This is a genomic window from Bacillus crepusculi, assembly GCF_014764715.1.
In the GTDB taxonomy this organism is placed as follows: Bacteria; Bacillota; Bacilli; order Bacillales; family Bacillaceae; genus Bacillus.
Map to the genome: position 1 here is coordinate 44,484 of NZ_JACXXE010000009.1, position 26,128 is coordinate 70,611.

The 26,128-nt window shown below is 40.0% G+C and carries 26 protein-coding genes; 11 read left to right on the forward strand and 15 right to left on the reverse strand.

The annotated features are described in order from the left end of the window. Positions 1-142: 142 nt before the first annotated feature. Positions 143-1,504 (reverse strand): alkaline phosphatase, encoded by a 1,362-nt coding sequence (locus IEE86_RS15010; RefSeq protein WP_191097940.1) that lies wholly within the window; start codon positions 1,502-1,504, stop codon positions 143-145. 350 nt (positions 1,505-1,854) lie between these two features. Between IEE86_RS15010 and IEE86_RS15015 the strand changes: the two genes are divergently transcribed. Further along, positions 1,855-2,685, forward strand: a complete 831-nt coding sequence (locus IEE86_RS15015; RefSeq protein WP_191097941.1) for a C40 family peptidase — start codon at positions 1,855-1,857, stop codon at positions 2,683-2,685. Between the two features lie 645 nt (positions 2,686-3,330). Next, positions 3,331-4,731, forward strand: a complete 1,401-nt coding sequence (locus IEE86_RS15020) for a branched-chain amino acid transporter BcaP (RefSeq protein ID WP_191097942.1) — start codon at positions 3,331-3,333, stop codon at positions 4,729-4,731. A 78-nt stretch (positions 4,732-4,809) separates the two neighbouring features. Here the strand turns inward: IEE86_RS15020 and IEE86_RS15025 are convergent, their stop codons facing one another. From IEE86_RS15025 to IEE86_RS15035, 3 genes are read right to left on the reverse strand one after another with little or no spacing between them, the layout of a single operon-like run. Continuing rightward, complete coding sequence (locus IEE86_RS15025; protein ID WP_024425288.1) at positions 4,810-5,100, reverse strand: hypothetical protein; 291 nt, start codon at positions 5,098-5,100, stop codon at positions 4,810-4,812. Then, entirely contained in the window at positions 5,088-6,146 is a 1,059-nt protein-coding gene (locus tag IEE86_RS15030) for an anti-sigma factor (RefSeq protein WP_191097943.1), read from the reverse strand. Before IEE86_RS15030 ends, IEE86_RS15025 begins: the two co-directional genes overlap by 13 nt. Further along, complete coding sequence (locus IEE86_RS15035; protein ID WP_024425287.1) at positions 6,139-6,630, reverse strand: sigma-70 family RNA polymerase sigma factor; 492 nt, start codon at positions 6,628-6,630, stop codon at positions 6,139-6,141. The genes IEE86_RS15030 and IEE86_RS15035 overlap by 8 nt, the downstream gene beginning before the upstream one ends. Positions 6,631-7,016: 386 nt before the next feature. On the opposite strand from IEE86_RS15035, the gene IEE86_RS15040 reads away from it, so the two are divergent. Beyond that, on the forward strand, positions 7,017-7,619 hold the full coding sequence (locus IEE86_RS15040) for a lysophospholipid acyltransferase family protein (protein WP_191097944.1): 603 nt from the start codon (positions 7,017-7,019) through the stop codon (positions 7,617-7,619). Between the two features lie 38 nt (positions 7,620-7,657). Here the strand turns inward: IEE86_RS15040 and IEE86_RS15045 are convergent, their stop codons facing one another. Together IEE86_RS15045 and IEE86_RS15050 are read right to left on the reverse strand one after the other, a co-directional pair. Beyond that, complete coding sequence (locus tag IEE86_RS15045) at positions 7,658-8,989, reverse strand: hemolysin family protein (protein WP_191097945.1); 1,332 nt, start codon at positions 8,987-8,989, stop codon at positions 7,658-7,660. Positions 8,990-9,047: 58 nt separating this feature from the next. Beyond that, complete coding sequence (locus tag IEE86_RS15050; protein WP_191097946.1) at positions 9,048-9,488, reverse strand: MerR family transcriptional regulator; 441 nt, start codon at positions 9,486-9,488, stop codon at positions 9,048-9,050. Positions 9,489-9,824: 336 nt separating this feature from the next. Between IEE86_RS15050 and IEE86_RS15055 the strand changes: the two genes are divergently transcribed. Together IEE86_RS15055 and IEE86_RS15060 are read left to right on the forward strand one after the other, a co-directional pair. Next, on the forward strand, positions 9,825-11,207 hold the full coding sequence (locus IEE86_RS15055; RefSeq protein WP_191097947.1) for a hemolysin family protein: 1,383 nt from the start codon (positions 9,825-9,827) through the stop codon (positions 11,205-11,207). An 88-nt stretch (positions 11,208-11,295) separates the two neighbouring features. Then, the gene (locus IEE86_RS15060; RefSeq protein ID WP_191097948.1) at positions 11,296-11,688 is read left to right on the forward strand and encodes a transcriptional regulator; all 393 of its coding nucleotides are present in this window, start codon (positions 11,296-11,298) and stop codon (positions 11,686-11,688) included. Here the strand turns inward: IEE86_RS15060 and crcB (IEE86_RS15065) are convergent. Genes crcB (IEE86_RS15065) through IEE86_RS15075 form a run of 3 tightly spaced genes read right to left on the reverse strand, consistent with a single transcriptional unit; the run spans position 11,665 to position 13,168 of the window. Further along, the gene (gene crcB / locus IEE86_RS15065; protein ID WP_191097949.1) at positions 11,665-12,051 is read right to left on the reverse strand and encodes a fluoride efflux transporter CrcB; all 387 of its coding nucleotides are present in this window, start codon (positions 12,049-12,051) and stop codon (positions 11,665-11,667) included. The genes IEE86_RS15060 and crcB (IEE86_RS15065) overlap by 24 nt on opposite strands. Then, complete coding sequence (gene crcB / locus IEE86_RS15070; protein WP_191097950.1) at positions 12,052-12,447, reverse strand: fluoride efflux transporter CrcB; 396 nt, start codon at positions 12,445-12,447, stop codon at positions 12,052-12,054. A 4-nt stretch (positions 12,448-12,451) separates the two neighbouring features. Continuing rightward, on the reverse strand, positions 12,452-13,168 hold the full coding sequence (locus tag IEE86_RS15075) for a glycerophosphodiester phosphodiesterase (RefSeq protein WP_191097951.1): 717 nt from the start codon (positions 13,166-13,168) through the stop codon (positions 12,452-12,454). Positions 13,169-13,475: 307 nt separating this feature from the next. On the opposite strand from IEE86_RS15075, the gene IEE86_RS15080 reads away from it, so the two are divergent. The 3 genes from IEE86_RS15080 (at position 13,476) to IEE86_RS15090 (ending at position 15,591) form a co-directional block, all read left to right on the forward strand. Next, positions 13,476-13,577 carry a YhdX family protein gene (locus IEE86_RS15080; RefSeq protein WP_017360338.1) on the forward strand — a complete coding sequence of 34 codons (102 nt, stop codon included), beginning with the start codon at positions 13,476-13,478 and terminating at the stop codon, positions 13,575-13,577. A gap of 164 nt (positions 13,578-13,741) precedes the next feature. Beyond that, a complete protein-coding gene (locus IEE86_RS15085) occupies positions 13,742-14,830 on the forward strand; it encodes a mechanosensitive ion channel family protein (protein ID WP_191097952.1) in 1,089 nt (362 codons plus the stop codon). 29 nt (positions 14,831-14,859) lie between these two features. Next, positions 14,860-15,591, forward strand: coding sequence for an NAD-dependent protein deacylase (locus IEE86_RS15090; RefSeq protein ID WP_411955705.1), 732 nt, complete (start codon positions 14,860-14,862; stop codon positions 15,589-15,591). Between the two features lie 42 nt (positions 15,592-15,633). Here IEE86_RS15090 and IEE86_RS15095 read toward each other — a convergent pair whose 3' ends face one another. Continuing rightward, positions 15,634-16,488 (reverse strand): polysaccharide deacetylase family protein, encoded by an 855-nt coding sequence (locus IEE86_RS15095; RefSeq protein ID WP_191097954.1) that lies wholly within the window; start codon positions 16,486-16,488, stop codon positions 15,634-15,636. Between the two features lie 296 nt (positions 16,489-16,784). Between IEE86_RS15095 and dat the strand changes: the two genes are divergently transcribed. After that, positions 16,785-17,642 carry a D-amino-acid transaminase gene (gene dat / locus IEE86_RS15100; RefSeq protein WP_191097955.1) on the forward strand — a complete coding sequence of 286 codons (858 nt, stop codon included), beginning with the start codon at positions 16,785-16,787 and terminating at the stop codon, positions 17,640-17,642. A gap of 43 nt (positions 17,643-17,685) precedes the next feature. On the opposite strand, the gene IEE86_RS15105 is transcribed toward dat, so the two are convergent. Next, the gene (locus tag IEE86_RS15105) at positions 17,686-18,192 is read right to left on the reverse strand and encodes a universal stress protein (RefSeq protein WP_191097956.1); all 507 of its coding nucleotides are present in this window, start codon (positions 18,190-18,192) and stop codon (positions 17,686-17,688) included. A gap of 558 nt (positions 18,193-18,750) precedes the next feature. Here IEE86_RS15105 and bmrC point away from each other — a divergent pair. Together bmrC and IEE86_RS15115 are read left to right on the forward strand one after the other, a co-directional pair. Continuing rightward, entirely contained in the window at positions 18,751-20,508 is a 1,758-nt protein-coding gene (gene bmrC, locus IEE86_RS15110) for a multidrug ABC transporter ATP-binding protein BmrC (protein WP_191097957.1), read from the forward strand. After that, positions 20,505-22,520: an ABC transporter ATP-binding protein gene (locus tag IEE86_RS15115; protein WP_191097958.1), complete on the forward strand. Its 2,016-nt coding sequence runs from the start codon at positions 20,505-20,507 to the stop codon at positions 22,518-22,520. The genes bmrC and IEE86_RS15115 overlap by 4 nt, the downstream gene beginning before the upstream one ends. A gap of 130 nt (positions 22,521-22,650) precedes the next feature. On the opposite strand, the gene IEE86_RS15120 is transcribed toward IEE86_RS15115, so the two are convergent. The 4 genes from IEE86_RS15120 to IEE86_RS15135 all read right to left on the reverse strand — a co-directional run bounded on the left by IEE86_RS15120 (position 22,651) and on the right by IEE86_RS15135 (position 26,108). Beyond that, positions 22,651-23,268: an NAD(P)-dependent oxidoreductase gene (locus tag IEE86_RS15120; RefSeq protein WP_191097959.1), complete on the reverse strand. Its 618-nt coding sequence runs from the start codon at positions 23,266-23,268 to the stop codon at positions 22,651-22,653. A 283-nt stretch (positions 23,269-23,551) separates the two neighbouring features. Next, positions 23,552-23,755 (reverse strand): alpha/beta-type small acid-soluble spore protein, encoded by a 204-nt coding sequence (locus IEE86_RS15125; RefSeq protein WP_191097960.1) that lies wholly within the window; start codon positions 23,753-23,755, stop codon positions 23,552-23,554. A gap of 231 nt (positions 23,756-23,986) precedes the next feature. Then, complete coding sequence (locus IEE86_RS15130) at positions 23,987-25,093, reverse strand: ABC transporter ATP-binding protein (RefSeq protein WP_191097961.1); 1,107 nt, start codon at positions 25,091-25,093, stop codon at positions 23,987-23,989. Positions 25,094-25,232: 139 nt separating this feature from the next. After that, positions 25,233-26,108 carry a helix-turn-helix domain-containing protein gene (locus IEE86_RS15135; RefSeq protein WP_191097962.1) on the reverse strand — a complete coding sequence of 292 codons (876 nt, stop codon included), beginning with the start codon at positions 26,106-26,108 and terminating at the stop codon, positions 25,233-25,235. Positions 26,109-26,128: the final 20 nt, after the last annotated feature.

The following is a 26,128-nucleotide window of genomic DNA, read 5'->3' on the forward strand; positions in this document are numbered from 1 at the left end:
TAAGCGCTACCAAAACTCTTTTGTTTAATTGTAAGACAAATAAACAATTTGTCAATATCTTTATTTTCAGAATTTTATCTAGTAGATTGAATAATAAAAAGAGCAGGCACTTAGTGCACCTGCTCTTACAAAGGTCTTCGTCTTATTGATTAAGTAATCTAAAAATATGCTTTGCCTGATCTGTATTTTCCATCAGACCTTTTAGTTTTTGACTTGTTGGTCCGTATGCGAAGAAGGGGACTTCATCACCGGTATGACCTGATGTGGTCCAGCCTGTGTGTGATCTTGTGTTAATCACCTCTTCAATCGCATCATCAATCTTAACAGCATCCTTTGTTTCAGCGGCTTTTTGGATAGAGGCAATTTCTTCTTTTGTGAAATCAAGATCGATATATTGTTTCAGTGCAGACTCCACAGTCATACCGCTGACGATTTTGTTTGCGATAAAATCAGGCGTCTTTTTCGCTGCTTTGACCGGTTTGTAATCCCAGCTGCCAGAGCCATCTGCCCCGAAGGAAAGTCCGCCAGTTGAATGATCAGCAGTTGTGATGACTAACGTGTTTTTATCCTTTTTCGCAAAACGAATCGCTTCTTCAAATGCTTTTTCAAAATCCTTCATTTCGCTCATCGCACTGACGATATCATGATCATGTCCCGCCCAGTCAATTTGACTGCCTTCTACCATAAGGAAAAACCCTTTTTTGTTTTTAGATAGCTGTTTAATCGCTGAGGATGTCATGTCTTGTAGAGAAGGGGTGTTTTTATCGCGATCAATGGCTTTATCGAGACCGCCATCAGCAAAAATACCTAATACTTTTTGGTTGTTGTTTTTTTGTAAGGCTGCTTTGTTTGTGACATAATCATAGCCTGCTTGTTTGAATTCCTTCGTCAGATCACGATCCTTGCGAACAAAATCGACAAGTCCTCCGCCAAGCATGACATCGACTGTATGCTGTTTGCCAATTTTTTCATCGAAGAAATCATCCGCGATGGCTGCGGTGTTTTTTCTAGACACATCGTGAGCGGCATAGGCAGCGGGTGTCGCATTTGTTAATTCAGATGTTACGACAAGACCCGTAGACTTTCCTTTGCGCTTTGCTTCTTCTAACACGGTTTTTAGTTTCTTGCCGTTTTTGTCTACGCCGATGGCATTGTTGTATGTTTTTTGACCAGTTGCCATGGCTGTGCCAGCTGCTGCTGAATCGGTGATGTTACTTTTAGAATCATCAGGATATGTTTTGTGCAGGCCAGTGAGGTAAGGGTCAAACGCTGTTTGCTTGGAAAGGTCACCATTGTGTTTAAATGAGCGGTAAGTTGAAAGATAAGGTGTTCCCATGCCATCTCCAATGAGCACGATCACATTTTGCACGTCATTTTTTGGTTTCTTTTTAGCCTCAGCTTTGTCAGCCTGTCCAAATTCAATTCCTGAAAAAATACCAATCGACAGTACAGATGCCGCCGCTACTGCAGCTATTTTCGTTTTAGAGCTTTTCAACACACTCATTCATTTTGCCTCCTCATTGTTTATGTATCGCTCTTACGTCTACAATGGTAGAGCAGAATTGTGGATTCCTTTTTACAGCACCGTAAAGTTCGCTTTAAAATTGTAAAGGTTCACTTTACATAGAATGGACCAAAAAGAGAAATGAATGTATCATTTATCCATGACAAGATGAGATTATTTTGTCATGATTGTGTAATGAAAATGAAATAAAAAGAACCCTAAAAAAAATAAATTTTGCCGAATTAAGCATAATGTCGTAGGAAGTCAAGACTATTTCTTCTGGTATTTGATCCTTATAATAGTAAGTAGATAAAAATTCGGATCATGATAGATACATACAGGAGGAACAAATGAAAAAACAATTGATCACAGCTGCAAGTGCAGTTCTACTTGGGACGACATTATTTGCCGGAGCTGCCTCAGCACAATCAGTAAAGGTTCAAAAAGGTGACTCTCTATCTGTTCTAGCGAAAAAATACAAAACCACTGTGAGTAAGATTAAATCAGACAATAAGCTGAAATCTGACATCATTTATGTTGGACAAACCTTAAAAGTAAATGGCACTTCCTCAAAAACAGCAACGAAAACATCCAAAACAACAACAAAAGTAAAAGCAGCTTCAGCGACAGCCACTCATAAAGTGGTCAAAGGTGATACATTATCTAAGATTGGCAAAAAGTATGGGATGACAGTGAAAGAGCTGAAATCGTTAAATAAACTCAAAACAGACCTCATCAAAATTGGACAAAAGCTAAAGGTGAAAAAGACGTCTAAAGTGAAGACGGCACCTGTCAAAGAAAAAACAGTCTCTACTTCTTCATTAAACACGTCTAAGCTTGTAGCAGATGCTAAAGCGCAGGACGGTACACCATATAAATGGGGTGGAACCACACCGAAGGGCTTTGATTGCAGCGGTTTTATGTGGTACATCATTAACAAACAAAAAAAGATTCCAAGACAAACAACAGAAGGTTTTTGGGGCTCGATGAAGAGCGTCTCAACACCAAAAGTTGGAGACTTTGTGTTCTTTACAACCTATAAATCTGGTCCATCTCACATGGGTGTCTACATTGGAAACAACAAGTTTATTCATGCTGCTTCTGACGGTGTGACGATCAGTGATATGAATTCAAGCTATTGGAAGCCGATTTACCTTGGCGCGAAAACATTTGTTAACTAATTTATTCAGAGAGACTGCTCATGGAGCAGTCTCAGCGTGTAGACAAACCCTCGCATTCGGTGTCAGTTCTGCGTGCCGGTGCTCACGAATATCGAATTCGCTCCGCTCCAGTACTCGTCCTTCCTAGACTGCAAAGGTTTTCTATCACGCTGAAAAGAAGACAAAGGACTAAAATAAACAACATTTTAGCCCTTTGTCAACAATCTGAGACTGCTCATGGAGCAGTCTTTTTTTCATATATCATTCGCATCTTATAAATAGACCTTTACCATCGTTCACTACCAGTCTAAAGACTTTTAAATAACACGAATTCGGACTCGCTAAGAAAAAGGGAGTCTTATTTTTATTCAATCATTATTATATGAAAAAAGCATAATTTTGGTTTTTGAATAATAAATGAAGAGGGACAGGCTGAGTATTGAATAAAGTATGTAGAAAATATAACGTACACATTGACAAATATTTTGTTGATATAGATGAATTTCTGCACTTTTTTAAAAAAAGTGTTTTCATTTTTTAATTTTCATATATAATAATTTTACGCCACCAACTTATTGTACTAAATGTATTCTAAATATTCAGAAAATATCGCGAATGATAAAGGGTGGCGTCTTTAGACTGATACTAAGTTTAGGGAGTGATGGTATGAGCAATTCGTTGTTTAGAAAAAAGAGCATTTCAGATCTTATTTCGGCAACACAAGGGGAAAAAGCGTTAAAAAAGGAATTAGGATCATTTGACTTAACGATGCTTGGTATTGGGGCTATTATCGGGACAGGGATATTTGTTCTGACAGGTACAGGAGCCGTTACAGCGGGGCCAGGACTCGTTCTATCATTTGTGATCGCAGGTATTGCCTGTTTGTTTGCAGCACTGTCTTATGCGGAATTCGCTTCCACTGTGCCTGTGTCAGGATCTGTTTATACATTCACGTACGCATCAATGGGAGAATTTTTGGCGTTTATCATTGGTTGGGATTTGATTTTAGAATATATGCTGGCCGCTAGTGCCGTTTCAGCAGGCTGGTCGGGCTATTTTGTGTCATTTTTAAATGGGATAGGCATTCATATACCGGTAGAGTTAACAGCAGCACCAGGTGGTCTAAAGGGTCAAGTGACCTATTTTAATCTTCCTGCATTTATTATTTTAATGATTATCACCTTCTTGCTGTACTTCGGTATTAAAGAATCAAAACGAGTCAACAACATCATGGTTTTGATGAAAATTGCTGTGATCCTGCTCTTTATTTTAGTCGCTGTGAAATATGTAAAACCAGAAAACTGGACACCATTCGTTCCCTTTGGAACATCAGGCGTCTTAAGTGCAGCAGCCCTTGTCTTCTTTGCATTTATCGGGTTTGATGCAGTCGCTTCTGCGGCAGAGGAAACAAAGAATCCATCACGCAACTTGCCAAGAGGGATCATTACTTCCTTGTTGATTTGTACCTTGCTGTATGTCGTTGTCAGTGCAATCATGACGGGCATCGTTCCATTCATGAACTTTGAGGGAGTATCCCATCCTGTGTCTCTTGTTTTACAAGTAGCGGGTCAAAACTGGGTGGCTGGTATTGTGGATGTCGGGGCGATTCTAGGGATGACTACAGTCATGCTTGTCATGCTGTACGGCCAGACACGTGTCATGTTTGCGATGTCTCGTGATGGCTTGGTGCCAAAGGTTCTTTCAAAGGTTCATCCAAAATATAAAACACCATATATCAATACACTTTTCTTCGGTACATTATCAGCATTAATGGGTGGGTTTATTCCACTTGATGAGCTGGCAAGTCTAGTGAACATCGGGACACTTTCCGCATTCATTTTGATTTCAGTGGCGGTCATTGTCATGAGAAAAACGCAGCCTGATTTACCGAGAGCATTCAAATGCCCAGCAGTTCCACTTATTCCAATCTTAGCTATTCTCTCTTGCGGGTTGCTCATTTATAAACTCGGCACCATCACATTTGTTCGATTCTTCATCTGGCTTGTCATTGGACTAGCTGTGTATTTCTTATATTCAAGAAAGCACTCAGAATTAAACAAAAAATAAAAGAATAGATAGAAAAAAGCCCGTGCTACTTGGTGCAGTCAAGTAACATGGGCTTTTCACTTTGAAGAACGGCTTTAATTAAAAGCCTAATTGAAGATCGACATCGATGGATACGATCGCATAGACACAAACAATCACAAAGATATTCAATACGACACCGAGGAAGCCTGGTCCCGTACGGCCTTTTTTAATGAACAGTTCAATAATGCCAAATGGAACTGCGGCCATTGCAAAAGGAAGCATTTGAAAAGAATAAAATGTCACGTTGCTGATAATGGCGAGGTTCAGCATGAGTAGGGATAATATCGCTGTACCGACAGAAATCCAGCCAAATACATTATGCTCTTTAAAAATTCTTACCAATTCCATAATTCCACCTCGCTCACTTTTGCCGTTTTAATCCGTTTTGTCTTCACAAATTTCTCAATTTCTTTAGAAGGACCTGTGACAACTGAGCCATAAATCGTGACGCCATTTTGATTGATATAGCGTATTCGATTAGACAGATCAAGTTCAGGTCTGCCGGAGATCGTTTTTGCCCAGGTTGGATGCTGATTGACATACGCAAGGGCATCTTTGAATTGATCTACCTCTGTTTTTGATGTGTGCTGAAGCTCTTTTAAAAATTCGGAGTCTTTTCCAGGGAAACCGATCGGCCGCTGATTTCCACTTAATGAATCCTCAGTTTTAATCGCATTCCAAAGCACTTTCATATCGTATTTTTTAGCAAAGGAATAAACGTCCTTTGGTGTGTAAGCTTTGTCATAGGATACATACACTTCACTTACTGTTCCTTCAGGAAGCTTGTCTAAAGTGGTGAGTGTTTGTTTTTTTGATGCATCTGCCTGCGTAGAAGGGTGGGTAAAGAAATCCTCCGTATTGCGTGCACTGTCACCATAATAAGAAATGGTAGGCTGCTTTAATTTATCGAAAAACATTTCAATTTGTTCACTGCCAATGGCTTCTGTTTTATTGCCTATTTGTTTTTGCAGCTTAAGCTCTGTGTTCATACCAAACAGCTTGACCTGCCCTTTTAAATCCTTCATATCAATGGCCACATTTGGTTTAGTCAGAGCGACTGTCACAGCAGCTGTTTCCATAAAATGATTGCCTTTGCTCTCTGCTCCGCCAACTCCGTAGTATAGATAACTTCCTAATGTACAAAGCGGTAAAATAATGAGTGTAGATATGACAGCAAGTACGGAAATCCGTAAGTATGATTTTCTTTTTCCGTATTGTAAAATGGCTTTTTGCTTTTCAGGACTGATGGAAAAGTCTGTCCAATCCGAGTCGTTCAGCTCCTGACTTAAGCGCTTTTCATTTTCTTCGAGCTCTTCTTCAAACGCTATCATTTCTTCCTCATTCATCTCGCCATTATTATATTGTTCCCATCGCTTGTTAAATTCTTCATTCATCATTAACACCTCTGTTGTAAAGTGCTTTTAGGCGCTGCCTTGCACGAAATAAAACACTTTTGAAATTTGCTTCAGTAATATTCATGACCTTGGATGCTTCCTTGTAATTCAGTTCTTTTAAATAATACAATGTCAACGCTTCCTTGTAGTTATCTGGAAGCTGCTCCAAATACATAGTGAGAACTTCTTTTATTTCAACCTGTTCAGCAGGGCTTTGTACAGACGTTTGTAAAAGGCCGCCAATTAGGTCATCCGATATGGTCACTTCTTTTTTATGTTTCCTGACATAATCAATAAAAGCATTTCGTGCCACCTGAAATAACCAAGGTTTCACTTTGCTATGGTCGTAGGAATGAATATGTATATAAGCTCGCATAAAGGTTTCCTGCAATAAGTCTTCCGCCAAATGTTTGTCCTTTGTCATGGAGAGCAGAAACCTGTAAACATCGTTCATATACATTTGATAAATTTCATCGATCGTCACTGATTTTTCTCCCCTCTATGTTATACACGCATAAGAAAGGCATAAAGTTGCACGAAACTTCTCATAGGCCGTACATTACTCATCTCTTTCGCCGAATCAAAATCATTTCTCCTTATCATAGCGAAATTTGCTTCATTTATAAAGTATTTTCAATAGACCAAATCGAGAAAATAACTTGAAAAACGACAAAATTGGACACAATTCCTATTCTATTCTCTCCTAAAACCTCAAGGCTGAATACAGAAAAGACAATCATTTCAAACGAAAAACTGATTTGAGTGAACAGCATTTATTTTAGCTGCATCACGAAATTTTTAGTACCAGGTAATAAAAAATTTGTTATAATGGAAACGAATCCTTCATTCTTCAAACAAAGGAAGTGCACTATGTATAAATTTTCAGGCTATACCATCAAAGTATTATTTACTCTCCGAGGCGGAATCAAAGTTTATCAAAAAGAGAATCTGCCAACAGATCGGGGGTTTGTCATTGCTTGTACGCATGAGGGTTTTGTGGATGTTCTTGCCTTAGGCGCAGGAATTCTTCCGTTTGAGATCCACTACATGGCGAAAAAAGAATTGTTTGCAAATAAATGGATCGGTGGATTTTTAAAGAGAATTCATGCCTTTCCAGTTGATCGAGAGAATCCTGGGCCAAGCAGTATTAAAACGCCCATTAAATTATTAAAAGAGGGAAAGATCGTTGGGATTTTCCCGAGTGGAACACGTACAACAGAAGATGTTCCTTTAAAAAGAGGGGCGGTCACCATTGCGCAGCTTGGCAAAGCGCCAATTGTTCCAGCGGCATACAAAGGACCATCAAATGCGAAAAGCCTCTTCAAAAAGGGGAAAATGCGCTTAATCATTGGTGAACCGATTGAACTGTCAGAATTTGACCATCTGCCGCCAAAAGAACGGTTAGGTGCCATGACCGAAGTATTAAACACAAGAATCAAAGAACTTGAAGCTCAATTAATAGAAAAGGCATAAGAAAACGACCACTTGCTTAGGCAAGGGTCGTTTTTTTCTTACGAAGCGCCTTCTTCGGCTGCTTCTAATAGCTGTTCATTTAACTTTTTGACTTCGATGTATACCACATGGTGTCCATCGACCTCATTAATAATAAATTCATAGCCTTGTTCACGAATGGAGTCATTTTTCTCTACTTCATATTTCTGCGTAAGGAACCAGCCACCGATCGTGTCGACCTCTTCGTTATCAAGCTGTATACCTAGTAGCAGGTTGACTTGATCGACAAGGACCTTACCATCAAAGATGTAATGGTCTTCTCCTAGCTTACGTACTTCATTGATTTCATCAATATCGAATTCATCACGAATTTCACCGACGATTTCTTCAAGGATGTCTTCAACAGTCACAAGACCTGCTGTACCGCCATATTCATCTGATAAGATCGCCATGTGAACACGTTCACGCTGCATTTTAAGCAGTAAATCATGAACAGGAACCGTTTCAATCACATGAATAATCGGATTCACAAATTTTTCGATCGTATCACTTGTAGAACATTCACCGCTAATGCAGGCAGTGAGCACTTCTTTAATATTTACAACACCGATCATGTTGTCTTTATCGCCATCTTCAATTGGATAACGTGTATATTTCTCTACCTTGGTTACCTTCAGCATTTCCTCAATGGTAATATCATGAGGGAAGCTAACAACTTCGGTACGAGGAATCATAATTTCTTTCGCCAGACGATCATCAAATTCAAAAATCTTGTTTACATATTTGAATTCAGACTGGTTAATCTCGCCGCTCTTATAGCTTTCTGATAAAATAATCCGCAATTCTTCTTCTGAGTGCGCCATGTCATGCTCAGATACTTGCTGTAGACCAAACGCTTTCGTTAATACACGAGCAGATCCATTTAATACCCAAATGAACGGGAACATCACCTTGTAAAAGATCATCAGTGGTCTAGCAAAAAGAAGGGATACTTGCTCAGCCTTTTGAATGGCGAGTGTTTTCGGTGCAAGCTCTCCAACCACAACGTGTAAAAACGTCATAATACTAAACGCAATAATAAAAGTAACAATGTGACTAGCTGATTGAGGAATGGACAGCTCTACAAATAGTGGAGCAAGCATATGCGCAATCGTTTCTTCCCCTAACCAACCTATTCCAAGGGCGGTAATGGTAATACCAAGCTGACAGGCAGATAAGTACTCATCAAGGTGAGTCGTCACATGCTTGACAGCAACTGCTGTTTTATTACCTTCTGCGATTAATTGATCAATTCTTGAGCTTCTTAAGCGAATGATCGCAAACTCTGATGCAACGAAAAATGCGGTTAAAGCTATAAGTAAAGCAACTATGAGTAAATTAACTATGTCCAATTAAGGCCTTCGTTCTGACTTTGAGAACGAAGGTAACACCTCCTGTTTAGTAAAAATTTTAACTTAACAGCAGTAAAAATGATTGGACAGCGGTCATTTTTTCAGGTGTAAGCTGCTCTTTTAGTTTTTCACGTTGTTCTGGTTGAAGCTGCTTACAACGTGCCAAAATGCGGTCCATATGCTCATTCATCCGATCGATATCAGAGGTTAAATGGACAAGTTCATCTTGATTCTCTTTTTGAGAAGGGAATTGTTCATCTAATCTGGATTTGATGTCAGAAAGAGCCAATCTCTGCTGTTTGCAAAGAACGATTAATTGTAATCGTTTTAAAGCATGTTCATCGTAATAACGATAATTTGAGCAAGATCTAACAGGCGCAAGCAATCCTAGATTTGTATAATAATCTACAGTTCGTTTCGTCACCTGTGCAATCTGTGCTAGTTCACCAATACGATACTTTTTCTCAGCCCCATCTGAACATCTCCTCCTAACCGTCACGTTATAGTTTATGAAAATAGTTTAATATAATTCTAGCCTGAAATACAAGTTAATTGTTTATATTTCCTGCCAATATGAAGAAACAGAGGGGGATTTCCCTCGGTCTAGGTTGTCCTGTCAAAAATAACATGGTGATACAGGAATTTTCAGATTATTTATGGTAAGATAAATTGAATACCGTTTCATATATATGTAGAGAGGCGGATTTTACGTGAACCGGAGGTGGTTAAGTGGGGCCCTCAAAGTAGTCTTATTTAATCAGTTAACCGTTTTGCAAAAGACAACATCATCAATCAGGAGGTGACTCCTTGTTCTTCTAAGAAAGAGCAGGGTTAAATGGACGATATTGTTAATCTGAGTATAGTCGGTGTTTTGATTGCTTTAACAGCTTTTTTTGTTGCATCTGAGTTTGCCATTGTGAAGGTGAGAAGTTCCAGAATTAATCAGCTTGTTGCCGAAGGGTCCAAAAAGGCCATCATGGCGAAAAAGGTAACATCAAGGCTAGATGAGTATTTGTCAGCCTGTCAGCTCGGGATTACAGTGACATCACTCGGTTTAGGGTGGATCGGTAAGCCGGCAGTGAAAGAACTATTGGTTCGAGGTTTCGGTTTGACAAACATTCCTGATTCAGCAATCAGCCTGATCTCAGCAACACTTGCGTTCTCTATTATTACTTTTTTGCATGTAGTTGTAGGTGAGCTTGCGCCAAAAACACTTGCCATTCAAAAGGCAGAAAAAATGACGCTTTGGCTTTCTGGCCCGCTGCATGCATTTTATATCCTCATGTACCCTTTCATTTATGTGTTAAACGGGTCAGCCCGTGTGTTAACCAAAATGATGGGCATCGATATGGGCTCTGAAAAGGAACATTCCCATTCTGAAGAGGAATTGAAAATTTTATTATCTGAGAGCTTAAAAAATGGGGAAATCAACCCATCAGAATATAATTATATGAACAAAATTTTTGATTTCGATAATCGAATTGCCAGAGAGATCATGGTACCGCGGAGAGAAATTTGTGCTATTCCAGAAGATATGCCATTAGACGATATACTGACCATCATGACAAAGGAAAAGTATACGCGTTTTCCAGTGTTTTCAGGGGATAAAGACCATGTCATTGGCATGTTGAACAAAAAGCAGCTCTTTGCAGATATTGTGTATCAGAAAGAAAAAGATCAACTGAAGATTCAAGATTATATTTATCCCGTAATCGAAGTGATTGACACGATTCCTATTCAGGAGCTTCTTGTCAAGATGCAGCGTGATAGAATGCATATGGCGATTTTAACCGATGAATATGGCGGGACGTCTGGACTTGTGACAACGGAAGATATTTTAGAAGAGATTGTCGGAGACATTCGAGATGAATTCGATGAGGATGAACAGCCGGTCATTCAAAAAAGAGCCGATCATCATTATATATTAGATGGCAAAGTGAGATTAGATGAAGTTCAAGAATTGATCGAGCTTTCCTATCATGATGAAGAAATTGATACAATCGGCGGATTAATCTTAAAAGAAAATATTGATATCCGAGAAGGCCAATCTATTTATCTTGATGATATTCGGATGAAAGTGCTGGAAATGGATGGACGTTATATTAAAAAGATCGACCTGAAAAAAGGTGTCACATCATCAGAAAAAGGAAACGCACGCACTGGGCTTGATATAAAGGAGCCGCTGTTAGTAAACGAAATGACCTTGAGCGAAAAATAAGCTCAAGGTTTTTTTAGGTATTTAGTCTCTTTTTGACAAATGTATGTTCGTATATAATGAGAACAAACGTTCGTTAAGGGGGATGGACATGCTTTGGTATGAAACAGCAAGTATGACGGAGAAAAAAGCTTCAATGAAAAGAATAGAGTTTCATTTAAAGAATTTCAAAAATTATCAGGCAGCCATTTTAAATATTGAGAGGCAGCTTGAAAAAAGAAATCCGCATCATCAAGATCACATGACACGGAAAAAGTTAGAGGAGCAGAAAAATCAGTATGAACTCATCGTTGCTTGTATTGAAACAGCCCTAAAAGAATTGGATGAAATAGAGCAGCAGCTCATCGATTATAAATATTTTCGAGATTGGCGGATGGCAAAATGTGCAATGGAAATCGGCTATAGTGAAAAAACACTCTTTTTAATGAAGCGTCAGCTAATGGATCAATTGCTCATCAGCTTAGCAGCCATTACGAATATTTAAAAAAAGGTGTTGCCCTATTTGATAAAAAGCAGCAAAGAGACATAAAGACCCAATGATCGTCACCAATAAATAAATAGCAAGTTGTCCGATTTGCCGCTGATTCAGCATGCTTGCAGACTCTACACTAAATGTAGAGAATGTTGTAAAGCCACCGAAAAACCCGGTTCCAATGATCACAAGCAGCGGATGATTAGCACTTGTTGTACCTGTCAGTAAACCTAAACCGGCTGCGCCTAATAAGTTGATGAGAATAATACTGTACGGGAAATGCGCATGGAACTTCGTTTTCTGAATCAATTGGCTGATGAAAAAACGAAGGGCGCTGCCCATACCGCCAGCAACAGCTGTATATAAAACGATCATTTATCTGCTTCCTTTCTGCTGCTTATTTTGATGAAAAAACCGCTGAGCGATGATCAGTCCACATAGGGCAGCTGCCACTCCGGCAATCACTGAAAGCAAAATGTACAACATACTTGAGGTGAACTGTCCAGCCTGTAATAAGAGAACCGTTTCTTTAGAAAAAGTGGACATTGTCGTAAAACCACCGCAAAACCCTGTTCCGATCAAAGCGGGAAGATATTTTTTTTCCTTTCGGAACATAAAATATCCTGTGGCAAACCCAAGAAGCAGACTGCCTGTAACGTTTTCAATTAGCGTTGCATAGGGGAATGATTGGCTGCTAACAGATTGGCTTAGCTCATATCTGCAAAGTGTACCAATTAGTCCACCGATAAAAACGGCGAGATACGCTTTCATTTCATCATTTCTCCTTTTGAAAAAATGGCGGGTGATCCGTCACCACTCCATCAATGGGGTATTTTTTGATCCGATTGGCTGTTTTTTGGTCTTTCACTGTCCATATAAAGACATCCATCCCGAATGAGTGGATGCAGTCTATCCACCACCTGTTGATCATCGTTTTTTTCATATTAAGACAATCCGCAAAGGAGCTGTACACCGCTAACTTTCTTTTCGCCAATTTTAATATGGAAGGTTTTATGATAAATGCTGTTTTAAGAGAAGGGGCGAAGGCTTTGACTCTTTGAAGTGCTTGAGCATCAAAAGATTGAATCATGATGTGACGAGAATAGGCAAACCGGTTGATGATGTCGACAACTTCCTTTTCAATCCCAATCTGATGTTTTGGATGCTTGATCTCAATTAGTATCCCGATGCGCTGGCTGTATCTTTCAAGAATTTCTTGTAATGTGGGGATTCGTTCGTTGGCGAACCGTTCACCAAACCAGCTTCCTGCATCCAGCTTCTTCAGCTGATCAAGTGTATAGCTTTTCACTAAGCCGCTTCCGTCTGTTGTTCGATCAACGGTATCATCATGGATCACAGCTACGTGCTGATCCAATGTTAGCTGAACGTCCAACTCAATATAATCTGCCCCCTGCTGAACAGCTAAATCAAACGCAGCAATTGTATTTTCTGGGGCAGCGCTTGATGACCCTCTATGCGCGATAATATACACATGTTCCAGCTCCCTGACATTCGTTCTGGTCTTATCATATCAAATGCTTTGCCGTTTTTCCTTCTTTACTATATGGAGGCGAGAAGCCCTGTATGTAATGGTGAAATAACATGTGCCGAAAAAGCATGTTATATCAATATGAAAAGTTGTAGGAATATCCCAAGCTTTCATTGAGTAAATCTGAAAGACATCAATTTTTCTTCGATCAATTTTGTCCAAATCGTCAGCGTTCGTCAAAATATTAGTGCTTTCGTCATGTTGACTGAAAATTCTGATGTTTTATAATGATGAAAAGGAGGCGAGATGATTGGGTAAAGGGAGAATTAGAGTGGAAGAACGTATTAAGGCCGAAACGGATGCTGAAATGTTTAAAGCGACTCTCCTTGATCAGGCTCAGAAGAAAAAGTAGTTTGCTGCCCGTCGATATGTCTCTAGCCAAAATTTCATAATTGAACAGCATGCCTCGGGATAGATCCCGAGGCTTTTTATGTAGAGGTCAGACATTTAAGAGAGGACATGAGCGAAGGTTATATTATAAACTAGAGAGGATTGTTTTAAAGGAGAGAGACAGACATGTTTACACAAAAATGGATGGATACATATTTTACAGTAGATATTGCGATCCAAATCGGTATTAGCCTTTGTATTTTATTGCTTTTTTTATTGCTTCGGAAAGTATTTACGAAGTACTTATTTCATCTTCTCTTTAGGCTAACGAACCGGTCTAAAACCGAGGTCATTAATCAAATTGTTGTGGCATTCGAAAAGCCAGCCAGATTGTTTTTTGTGGCACTTGGTTTATATTTTGCATTAAGACAGGCACCATACTTTGAGCATCATATGGATGTTATCATCAAGTTGTATAGATCCTCTATCATATTGTTGCTGACATGGGGGCTTTGTAATTTAACGGCTGCGTCTTCATTCTTATTTCAAAAGGTGAATTCGAAGTTTGAATTAGAAATGGATGATATTTTAGCGCCTTTTTTATCAAAGGTTCTCCGTTTCATGATTATTGCATTAAGTATTAGTGTCATTGCACAAGAATTTAATTATGATGTGAACGGGCTTGTAGCAGGACTTGGCCTAGGCGGTCTAGCCTTTGCGCTCGCTGCGCAGGATACAGTGGCGAACTTTTTTGGAGGGATTGTCATCATTACAGAGAAGCCGTTTACGATGGGCGACTTTGTGGAGACTCCAAGTGTACTTGGGACGGTAGAGGACATTACATTTAGAAGTACAAAGTTTAGAACACCTGCTGAAGCGGTAGTGACAGTTCCAAATTCCACGCTTTCAAAGGAGCCAATCACAAATTGGACGAGAATGAATAAACGCCAGATTACGTTCTCCGTTCGTGTGTCCTACAATACACCAAAGGAAAACATTGATCGGTGTATCAAACGGCTCAAACAAATGCTTCATGAGCATGATGGTGTTCATAAGGAAACCATTATGGTGAATCTTGATGTACTGGCAGACAGCTATTTGAACTTATTTTTCAACTTTTATACGAATACGACGTCTTGGGCTGAAAATCTCGATATTAAGCAAGATATTAACTATCGAATCATAGATATCTTCCATCAGGAAGGTGTAGAATTTGCTTTTCCTGGACAGACCATTTATATGAAACAAAAGGGTGAGAAACAGCTGGGGGAATAAAGGAGGAAGTGTGAGTGGATCAAACACAGGTGACAGCACTAAGAGAGAGATTAACGCAGGCCTCACATATTACAGTACTTTCGGGTGCTGGTATGAGCACAGAATCGGGAATTCCCGATTTTAGATCAACGGGTGGTTTGTGGACAGAAGATACCGCTCGTATGGAGGCGATGAGCCGGTCCTATTTTTTATCAAACCCTCATCAATTCTGGCCGAAATTCAAGGAATTGTTTCAGATGAAAATGAGTGGAGAGTATGAGCCAAATAGCGGACACACCTTTTTAGCCAGCCTTGAGAAACAAGGGAAGCATGTGGATATTTTCACTCAAAATATTGATGGCCTGCATAAAAAGGCGGGAAGCCAGCATGTTTATGAACTGCATGGGTCCATTCAAACAGCTACTTGCCCATCATGCCGAACGAAATATGAGCTGCCTTATTTATTAAAAGAAGAGGTGCCAATTTGTCAAAGGGTTTCCTCTGGCGGCCGCACGTGTGGACGTGTGCTGAAAACAGATGTTGTCCTTTTTGGAGATATGGTCAAGCATTTTGATCAAGTGGAGAGGTCGCTTCAGCAAACGGATCTGCTGCTCGTGATGGGAACTTCTCTAGAAGTGGCGCCAGCACGATACATTCCAGAAGATGCAGCTCATCATCCTACCATCTTTAAGGTGATGATGAACTTAAGTGAAACAGAATACGATCCACTTTTTGACCTTGTCTTTCACGAACGGATTGGCGATATCGTGAAAGCTCTATAAATCATCAAAAACCCCGCACTTTTTTAGATGCGGGGTTTTTCTTTATTGCTGCAGCGCCTTCATGGTTTCATCAAGGACTTCAAATGTATAGCCTTTGGCTTTTAGCTGTGTGATCAGACTGTTTAAATATTTTGCGGTGGCTGGCTGATCATGCATTAAAATGATTTTTGGTTCTTTCGGGTGCTTTGTCTCTAGCACTTGCAGCTGATTTAATACCTCTGGTACATATTTTGAGCTTTTATATTTCCAGTCAAGACTATCAATCGTCCAGTCCCAGTATACAAAGCCTTTTTGTTTTAAACGTGTCTTTTGCTGATCTGTTAAGTTTGGAGAACTGCCATAAGGTGTTCTCACAAGGTGTGTATATTCACCAGTGACAGAAGCCAATATGCGCTGATCTTCTTTCATCTCATTGACAGGAGAATCACTTTTTTGATAAAAGCGTTTCACATCATGAGTGATACCATGAAGTCCTAATTGATGCCCCTCTTGGTGAAGTCTTTTCACAGCTGCTGGGTGTTCTTTGATTTGCGGCCCAAGCATAAAAAAAGTGGCCTTCACTTGTTGCGTCTTTAGCACATCTAACAGCTGACTTGATGTAGCAGAAGGGCCGTCATCAAAGGTTAAAAAGATCGTTCGATCCGTTACATGTTTGTTTGGATTGATCTTAAAATGTGCATTTAGTGTTTTTGTAGAATCATCTTTTGCTTTCAGACTTGTGCTTGTGTCTCGGAATTGACTGCTCGCAGACATTTCAGCCGGCTGGTCTGCTGCCTGCATCTTGGTTTTGGACATATCCCAAATAAAAAAGAGGATCAGTGAAAGAATCACTAAACCAATCGCCTTTGAGAGCAGCATCGTGTTTGAAGGTATCTGTTTTTTCGTAACCCGTTGCATTACAATCGCTCCAATAAATCAAAAATTTGTGTCGAATCATGTAGTGGAATCTGTCTTTTTTCGCTGTTTTTTGTCGTGCTTATATGGAGTAAGTATACAGGAAAAAAGAGCCTATGAATATAGAAGATGCTAAAAAATTGGAATCTTTTTGGTTATGAATCTATATTTGTTAGAATGAAATGTTATCCTTTTATCATGATGTGAAATAATTCTGAATAATCATTGAAACGTACCCATTTATCCGCTAAGATAGCATCAGATTCAACCATTAATGCAAAGCGAAGGGGAGATTCCATATGAAAGTATTGTACAATGGAGATTTCATTGAAAAAAAGGATGCACATGTTGATATTGAGGACAGAGGCTATCAATTTGGCGACGGAGTCTATGAGGTCATCCGTGTATACAATGGTGCTTTATTTACATTAAAAGAGCATACAGAGCGTCTGTTCAAAAGTGCAAAGGAAATCGGTATTCATCTGCAAGGTACAGTATCAGATATGGAAGAAAAATTAAAACAGCTAGTTGCCCACAATCAATTAACAGATGGTGGTGTGTATATTCAAGTGACGCGAGGAGTCGCACCTCGTAAACATCAATATGCTGATTCCCTTACTCCTCAAATCACGGCCTATACATTCCAGGTGAAAAAGCCTGTTCAAGAGCAGACAAAGGGTGCAAAGGCCTTATTATCTGAGGACCTTCGCTGGTTAAGATGTGATATTAAAAGCTTAAATCTCTTATATAACGTCATGGAAAAGCAAAAAGCGTCTGAAGCCGGTGCGTTTGAAGCGATTCTCATTAGAGATGGTTTTGTAACCGAGGGTACTTCCTCGAATGTATATGCTGTCATAGAGGGTGTGATTCGCACTCACCCAGCAAACAATCTTATTTTAAACGGTATTACCCGTAGAAAGTTGCTAGAGGTATGCGAGGAAGAAGGATGCAGTGTCGAAGAAACCCGTATAACCAAAGAAGAGCTATTGCGTGCGCAGGAAATCTTCATCAGCTCGACAACTGCTGAAGTCATTCCAATTGTTGAGATAGATGGCCAGCGAGTAGGGGAAGGCGTTCCAGGAGAGATCACGAAGCGTGTACTAGAAGGCTTCCAGAAAAAAATTCTACATGAAAGTGAAGCGTCCATTTCTTCATAAAGAAAAAGGCTGTAAACCAACGTTTACAGCCTTTTTGATGCATTTATTTCACAATAAGCACAGGTATATCTGATTTTGATGATAGTTTTTCACTTACACTGCCAAATAGCATTTTTTTTAATCTGCTTTGGTCACGTGCTCCCATGACAATGAGGTCTGCTGATATCTCTTCCGCATATGCGATAATCGCTTCTGCTGGTTCTCCCTCAACAATTTCAATGGCAGCTTCAAACTGCTCCTCATTTAAAAGCATTCTCGCTTCCGCAACGACCTCTTCTGTATGGTCTTCAAAAATGATGGGACTTTGCTGTTCATCATGAGGTACATACACAGGGGGTGTTTGAAGATCTGCCGTGCCGCCGCCGATATAAGCCCCGCCAGTCATTGGGCGCGGTGCATCAAACACCTGTCTGCTTGATTTGCCATCATGTGCATAGGCAACGGTCAGCTTGGCATGCAAGGTTTTGGCCAAAGCGATTGCCTTTTTTAATGCCTTCTTACTGTCTTCATGTCCATCAAACGCAACGACCATCCGATCAGCTTGAAACAATGTCCTCATTCCTTTCAAAAGGAGTCTTTACATTCATGATATACCCGTTATCAAGAAAAGATACACATGAAGGCGATTGCCTTTTTGTTAGAAAATTTCATTTATTGAAAAATATTTATTGACAAAATGGTGACAGCCACTATAAGATAAAAAAAGATTCAAGAGCCAAAAGGAGGAAATGTCATGTGCAACATTGGAAGAATGAAATCAAACTGCATGAATGGGTTGATTCACGTGACAATTACACCTTCATTGGTCATTGAAAAGGAACTCGTATGTTCCAATTGATCGGATGAATCAAGGCGTATGTTGCGTATTTGTCAACATGCGCCTTTTTATCATGTATAAAAGAGGCGTACCAGTCAGCTGGTTGCCTCTTTTTTTGTTGTATTCATTTCGCATCTCGAAATAAAGGGATGGATATCAGCAAATAAATGAAGAGGAGTGAAAGCATGTGAACATGCCAAAAGCAAGACAAATGACAAAAGCTCAAAAGAAGAAACAAGGTGACAGCCAGGAAAATATAGAAAGCGGCTAGCTTTAAAAGGAGAGACAAACATGTTTTCAGTATTTGCGAAATTAGGCTGGTTCTTTAAACAAGAGTGGAGGCGTTATACGATCGCCATTACGCTCCTGCTCATTGTGAATGTGCTTGAAATGCTACCGCCAAGATATCTTGGGCAGGCAGTTGATGACATTCGTTCTGGTCAATTTACAACATCCAGTATTATGTTTTATGTGACTATTTTTTGTGTACTCGGTGTCTTGGTTTATACGCTGACGTATTTTTGGATGTATCAGTTATTTGGCGGAGCGAATGTCATGGAGCGTGTAATGCGCGGGAAACTGATGCGCCACTTACTTAAGATGACCCCCACCTTTTATGAAAAGAAAAAAACCGGTAACTTAATGGCTTTAGGTACTAACGATTTGAATGCTGTTGCCTTAACGACAGGTTTTGGCGTTTTGACATTGGTTGATTCCACTGCTTATATGCTGATGATCTTTTTTACGATGGGGCTGACGATTAGCTGGAAATTAACTTTAATGGCGATTATCCCTATGCCGCTGATGGCGCTCTTGATTGCGTTTTATGGCAGCAAGATTCATGAACGCTTTACAGTTGCTCAAGATGCATTTGGTGATATGAACGACCGCGTCCTAGAATCAGTTGCCGGTGTTCGCGTCATTCGGTCTTTTGTACAGGAAAAACAAGATGTCGAACGTTTTCGCCAAATGACAGATGATGTATTCCAAAAAAATATGCGAGTGGCGATCATTGATTCGTTGTTTGAACCGACAGTGAAATTGCTTGTCGGCGTCAGCTACTTAATTGGAATCGGTTACGGAGCATATCTCGTGTTCCAAAGTGATTTAACCATTGGTGAGCTTGTCGCATTTAACGTCTATCTTGGGATGATGATCTGGCCAATGTTTGCAATCGGTGAGTTAATTAATATTATGCAAAGAGGAAATGCGTCGCTAGATCGGTTGAATCGTACCCTCAGCTACAAGCCGGATGTAACAGATTCAGTTCAGCCAAAAACGTTACAAGAGCCTGGTGATATTCAATTTGATCATGTGACGTTCAGATACCCCACTTCGTCTAAAGATAATTTAGTCGATGTGTCCTTTACTGTGCGAAAAGGCCAGACGATTGGCATTACAGGAAAAACAGGAAGCGGCAAGACAACTATTGTGAAGCAGCTCCTGCGGCAGTACCCGCCAGGTGATGGGCAAATACTGCTATCAGGTGTTCCGATCCAGGAGATTGAATTGGATCAGCTATTTCAATGGATCGGTTATGTACCGCAAGACCATATCCTTTTCTCAAAAAGTGTAGAAGAGAATATGCGCTTTGGTCATATGGAAGCGAAACAAAATGAATTAGCACAAGCAATCAAAGACGCTTATTTTGAAAAGGATTTACGCCTGCTCCCAGAGGGCCTCGAAACCATGGTTGGGGAAAAGGGCGTGGCGCTGTCAGGCGGACAAAAGCAGCGAATTTCCATCGCACGTGCTTTATTAATTGATCCCGATATTTTGATTTTAGATGACTCGCTATCTGCGGTTGATGCGAAAACAGAAACCGCTATTTTAGAAAATTTAAGACAAAATCGGCATGGGAAAACGACGTTTATTACAACCCATCGCCTATCAGCTGTTGAGCATGCGGATCTCATTCTTGTCATGGAAGAAGGACGTATTGTTCAAAAGGGAACCCACCAGGAGCTTATTCAGCAAGATGGATGGTATAAAGAACAATTTCTTCGTCAGCAGCTGACAAATCAGCTGGAAGGAGGGGATGAGGCATGACAACAGGAAGAAGACTCCTTGCCTATGCACTCCTATATAAGAAAGTACTGTCTGTTGCCTTGATCTTTCTCATCATAGCGGTTGGTGCTGAGCTGACAGGTCCATTTATTGGGAAGAAAATGATTGATGATCATATCCTAGGTGTCGAAAAACCGTATGTCGAGGTTAATGAAGAATCAGATGAAACGGTTTATTACCAGGGAAATAACTATATACGAAGCGATCGATTAAAGAATAAAAATGAAGCCGGAAAACAAATTAATGTGGTGCAGGTCGGATTCGGTTACTACTTTGTAAATGAGCCAATTCGTTTTGATGGAAACCGGACGATATCGGGAAATCAGCTCACCATTGATAATGGGAATGAGCACGAAACTTATGATGTAAAGCGTTTATCTAAAGAGGAAATTTTCGCTTTTTATCAGCCTGAAATTAGCGGTTTGGTGCAGCTTGTTTTATTTTATCTAGGGCTGCTCGTCATTGCGATCTTCTTTCAGTATGGGCAGCATTATTTGCTCCAGCGGATTGCAAATCGTATTATCCAAAAAATGAGGGTAGACATATTTGAGCATATTCAAACGCTGCCCATCAAGTATTTTGATAATTTACCGGCTGGAAAAGTAGTGGCACGGATCACAAATGACACGGAAACCATCCGTGATTTATATGTGACAGTGCTTGCTAATTTCGTGACAAGTGCCATTTACATGATTGGAATTTATATCGCCATGTTTTTATTAAATGTGAAACTGGCACTCATTTGTTTGGTAGCTGTTCCAATTATTTTCCTATGGTCGATGACTTACCGAAAGTTCGCTTCGGTATACAATCACCGCATTCGTTCTATTATTAGTGAAATCAATGCGAAGCTAAATGAAGCAATTCAAGGGATGACAATTATTCAAGCGTTTCGCCATGAAAAAGCGACGAAAGAGGAATTTGATGAGTTGAATAACAATCACTTTCGATATCAGCGAAAGATGCTTCATTTAAATTCACTCCTTTCACATAACTTGGTGAACCTGCTGCGTAATTTAGCGTATGTTGCGCTCATTTGTTACTTTGGCGGCGCGTCATTAAGCACGTCTGGTATTGTATCTATTGGCGTACTCTATGCATTTGTCGATTATTTAAATCGATTGTTCCAGCCGATTACAGGCATTGTGAACCAATTTTCGAGATTGGAATTAGCAAGGGTTTCTTCTGAAAGAGTTTTCCGATTATTAGATGAGCCAGGCACAAAAGTAGAAGAACCTGATCAGAAGAAAATGGAGGGACACGTTCAATTTCAAGATGTTACCTTCGCTTATAATGAAGGGAATAACGTATTAAAGAACATTACGTTTGAAGCGAAAAAAGGTCAAACGGTTGCACTTGTAGGGCATACAGGTTCAGGAAAAAGCTCGATCATGAATTTGCTGCTGCGTTTTTATGACATCCAACAGGGAGATATTCTTATTGATGGAGAAAGTATTTATCATCAGTCGCGCCAAACGTTGCGTAAGCAAATGGGCATTGTTCTGCAAGATCCATATTTATTCTCTGGAACAATTGCATCCAATGTCAGCTTAGGGAATGAAGACATCAAAAGAGAAACGATCGAGTCCTCATTAAAGCAAGTAGGCGCAGCAGAGTTATTGAAGCACCTTCCAGAAGGCTTTGATGAACCAGTGGTTGAAAAGGGGAGTACTCTTTCATCTGGGGAACGTCAGTTGATTTCATTTGCTCGTGCACTGGCGTATGATCCAGCGATCTTAATTTTAGATGAAGCCACCGCCAACATTGATACAGAAACTGAAGCGATCATTCAGCGGGCGCTTGATGTAGTCAAAGAAGGACGAACGACCTTTGTTATTGCACACCGATTATCGACCATTAAGAAAGCCGATATGATTTTAGTGTTAGAAAAAGGTGAAATTGTCGAGCGAGGCAATCATGAACAACTCATGCAGCAAGATGGGCTGTATGCACAAATGTATGAACTGCAAAAAGGTGCTGTTGCAAGCAGCTAAACCGAAAGAAGTAGAAAAAGAGCCTCTTTCATATGAAAGAGGCTCTTTGGATTGGCATGAAAAAAGCCGAGAATTTATTTCATTACCTCGACTTTTTACCGGTTGTATATGGTTTGCACGGGCTACATGATTAATAAGCGATGCCGACGCGTTGATGCACAAATTCCTTTGAATTTAACTGTTGATATAAAAAATGTGCGGTATCTTCAACTGAAATTTTCTTTCCATCAATAGGGAGAAAATCTTTCTCATAGCGATATGACCGTGTCACTTCTCCATCTGGTAAATAGGTTGGACAAATAATGGTCCAATCTAGATCAGTCGATTGAAGGATTTCAAACGCTTTGGCGTGCTCTTTAGCTGCTCGGGAAGTGGTTCGCCTTGATTCATTTGTTTCAAAGCGATAAAGCTCGGGCTGCTGCCTTGCTTTTAAGATCCCTGCCGTGCCAATCGTAATAATTCTTGATGTATTTGTTTGCTTCATGGCTTGTACGATATGCTCCATTGAAACAGATAATGTATCATCTCCATCTGTAGATAGACAGCTCACAACAATATCTGCTCCTTTGATCGTTTCAAGTACATCTTCTTGATTTCTTGAATTACCGGTGACTTGAAACATACCCGCAAGCATTCCTTCCCGATTTGTCCGAATCAATGAACGAACCATGTAACGATCATCTACTTGAACGAAACGAAGAAATGCTTGTCCTACACGTCCATGAGCACCGAAAAGAGCTATTTTCATCTGTTCGATCCCTCCACTACATACTATAAGTGAAAAGAACCCAAATTGGTACAATTTTTATGTCATGCTTTTTTTGTAAAGGTGAAAGGACCGAATACTATGAGCATATTCACATAATAGAGAGATCCCTACAAATTGAAAAAGTTCAAAGTTCATACCGGAAATAATGTCCATGAAGATCCGCTCCTTTCTACTCCATGATATGAGCTGAAAAGGAGATTGGTGAGGGGTAAAAACAAAAGAAGACACCTTAAGAGGTGCCTTCTATCATCCAGATATGAAATTAAGCTTTTGTTCCGCCAAGGTTTTGTTGAGCGTAAGACACAAGACGTTTTGTGATTTCTCCACCAACTGAACCGTTAGCACGAGCTGTTGTTTCTGCTCCAAGGTTTACACCAAACTCAGAAGCGATTTCGTATTTCATTTGATCGACCGCTTGTGCAGCGCCTGGAACTAGTAATTGATTTGAACTGTTAGAATTTGCCATGATGTGAATCTCCTTTTTATATATGATTTGGTTTTTGGTTGGGTTTGCTGGAATCGCACCAGCGAAATGATCAAGTCATTTGCCACTTGGCGAAACCCAATGCAGTAACTGCTTTGTACTAAGTATTATGGTTATTTGTGAAGAAAACATACGAAAAAAGGACATGGTAAATGTTGCTTCAATCAACAAAACACCATCACCCAAAAATGAGTGATGGTGTTCAGTATCGTCTTATTCGGCTGAGCGAATGCGCAGCTCAGTATCAGTATCGAAGAAGTGTGCTTTGTTCATATCAATGGCAAGAGGTATAGACTGACCTGCCTGAATATCCGTCCGAGAATCAACACGTGCAATAAACGATTGACCTTCAAGAGAAGAATAAAGCATTGTTTCTGCTCCCATTAATTCAGCCACTTCTACGTTTGCAACAATTTTTGTTCCTTCAGACGCTTCTATAAACACAGGCTCATCATGGAAATCCTCTGGTCTGATGCCAAGAATGACATCCTTTCCGATATAGCCTTGACTTCGTAACACCTTCATCTTTCCTTCAGGTACACGGATGTGCGTTTTACCAACTGCAATGGCGCCGTCAGAGAGCTTTCCTGTAAAGAAATTCATCGCAGGAGAGCCAATGAATCCGCCTACAAACACATTCTCTGGGTTCTCATACACATCCTTTGGCGCACCCACCTGCTGGATAAAGCCATCCTTCATAACAACGAGTCGAGTAGCCATTGTCATGGCTTCAGTCTGATCATGTGTGACATAGATAAATGTCGTTTGCAAACGCTGGTGTAGCTTAGAAATTTCCGCACGCATCTGAACTCTGAGCTTTGCATCTAAATTTGAGAGCGGCTCATCTAAAAGAAAGACTTTTGCATCACGCACAATCGCTCTTCCAAGTGCAACACGCTGTCTTTGACCGCCAGACAATGCTTTTGGTTTTCTGTCTAAATATTGCTCAAGCCCTAATATTTTAGCGGCATTTCGAACCCGTTCATCAATTTCTGATTTAGGAAATTTTCTCAGCTTTAACCCAAAAGCCATATTATCGTACACATTCATGTGAGGATATAATGCGTAGTTTTGGAAAACCATCGCAATATCTCGGTCTTTTGGTGCTACATCATTCATCCGTTTACCGTCTAACAGAAAGTCTCCTTGTGAAATTTCTTCAAGACCCGCAATCATTCGAAGGGTTGTTGATTTTCCGCACCCTGAAGGACCAACAAACACAATAAATTCTTTATCTTCTATATGTAGATTAAAGTTGTCTACTGCTGTTACCTTGTTATCGTACACTTTATAAATTTGATTCAGCATCATTTCAGCCATTGATGATAGCCTCCCATTCCCCTTTTTGAAAGCGCTTTACTTGTAAATAAAGTGTATAAAATGGGGAAGGGTCTGTAAATGGACAACGTGCACAACATCTGATTTTTATTTTTGGGCAGGGTGCTCATGTCTCCGTTTTTTATGAAAGATCGAGAAGTGTCATCATCAAGTAGGCAGCTGATGCTTCTGAAAAATGTCGTATATCTAGACCTGTGCGTTCAATAAATTTATCGATCCGATATTGAAGACTGTTTCGGTGAACATATAAAGTTTTTGCTGCCTGCGATGCATTTAAGTTACATTGCATATAGGTCGTGAGGGTGCGGTAAACGTCCCGGTCAAAGACCGTTTCTTTAAATGCATCAGATATCGCATGAGAGAGGGCGGATGCATCATAACAAATGAGAGCTGGCAGGCATTGATAAAATGTGGCAACACCTGACCTAAGCTTGCCTTGCTGCATATGGTGCAAAAAGAGCTGCTGTTCATTTAACAATCTCATCTGTAAATGGTCATTTGGCAGATGCAACTGTCCCTGTAAAAAGACTGAGTCTGTTAAAAAATCACTTGTAATGGCCTGAGACAAATCATGTAGCTGATCTAATTGGCCATTTGCTGACGTGGCGTTTGTCTGAATGAGCATAGCTGTTTCAGCGCCTGTCCATATAAAATGAGTGCTTTCGAGGCTGCTATTCACAGCCTCTTTTATTTGCTGCCTTTGCTCTGCTTGATGGGCCATTTTAAAATAAGAAACACGGACTGGATGTTGGACGGTTAATGGTTTGTTTTCAAAAAGATAGTCGTACCATTTCTGTTCATCCTCCGTCTGCTGCGTATGAGTTAAATCAATGGGTGTAAGGAAAGAATTGAGAAGAAGTATTTCTCTTGCTGAAAGCTCCGTTTTGTCTACTCCAAATAATTCACCTTCGTCCGTTTGATACCAAAGAATCTGTTTGTCATTTGTAGGTGAACTGATGATATGTTGTCCGTAAACAAGCTTTAACTTTTCTAACATGGCGAGGCTCCTTAAACAGT

Coding starts and splice junctions, on each gene's coding strand:
- IEE86_RS15135 (WP_191097962.1), bottom strand. CDS start 26,108: ATGTTAGAAAAGTTAAAGCTTGTTTACGGACAACATATCATCAGTTCA.
- IEE86_RS15085 (WP_191097952.1), top strand. CDS start 13,742: ATGTTTACACAAAAATGGATGGATACATATTTTACAGTAGATATTGCG.
- IEE86_RS15115 (WP_191097958.1), top strand. CDS start 20,505: ATGACAACAGGAAGAAGACTCCTTGCCTATGCACTCCTATATAAGAAA.
- IEE86_RS15095 (WP_191097954.1), bottom strand. CDS start 16,488: ATGCAACGGGTTACGAAAAAACAGATACCTTCAAACACGATGCTGCTC.
- IEE86_RS15055 (WP_191097947.1), top strand. CDS start 9,825: ATGGACGATATTGTTAATCTGAGTATAGTCGGTGTTTTGATTGCTTTA.
- crcB (WP_191097950.1), bottom strand. CDS start 12,447: ATGAAAGCGTATCTCGCCGTTTTTATCGGTGGACTAATTGGTACACTT.
- bmrC (WP_191097957.1), top strand. CDS start 18,751: ATGTTTTCAGTATTTGCGAAATTAGGCTGGTTCTTTAAACAAGAGTGG.
- IEE86_RS15125 (WP_191097960.1), bottom strand. CDS start 23,755: ATGGCAAATTCTAACAGTTCAAATCAATTACTAGTTCCAGGCGCTGCA.
- IEE86_RS15130 (WP_191097961.1), bottom strand. CDS start 25,093: ATGGCTGAAATGATGCTGAATCAAATTTATAAAGTGTACGATAACAAG.
- IEE86_RS15060 (WP_191097948.1), top strand. CDS start 11,296: ATGCTTTGGTATGAAACAGCAAGTATGACGGAGAAAAAAGCTTCAATG.
- IEE86_RS15040 (WP_191097944.1), top strand. CDS start 7,017: ATGTATAAATTTTCAGGCTATACCATCAAAGTATTATTTACTCTCCGA.
- dat (WP_191097955.1), top strand. CDS start 16,785: ATGAAAGTATTGTACAATGGAGATTTCATTGAAAAAAAGGATGCACAT.
- IEE86_RS15010 (WP_191097940.1), bottom strand. CDS start 1,504: ATGAGTGTGTTGAAAAGCTCTAAAACGAAAATAGCTGCAGTAGCGGCG.
- crcB (WP_191097949.1), bottom strand. CDS start 12,051: ATGATCGTTTTATATACAGCTGTTGCTGGCGGTATGGGCAGCGCCCTT.
- IEE86_RS15120 (WP_191097959.1), bottom strand. CDS start 23,268: ATGAAAATAGCTCTTTTCGGTGCTCATGGACGTGTAGGACAAGCATTT.
- IEE86_RS15025 (WP_024425288.1), bottom strand. CDS start 5,100: ATGGAATTGGTAAGAATTTTTAAAGAGCATAATGTATTTGGCTGGATT.
- IEE86_RS15020 (WP_191097942.1), top strand. CDS start 3,331: ATGAGCAATTCGTTGTTTAGAAAAAAGAGCATTTCAGATCTTATTTCG.
- IEE86_RS15030 (WP_191097943.1), bottom strand. CDS start 6,146: ATGAATGAAGAATTTAACAAGCGATGGGAACAATATAATAATGGCGAG.
- IEE86_RS15015 (WP_191097941.1), top strand. CDS start 1,855: ATGAAAAAACAATTGATCACAGCTGCAAGTGCAGTTCTACTTGGGACG.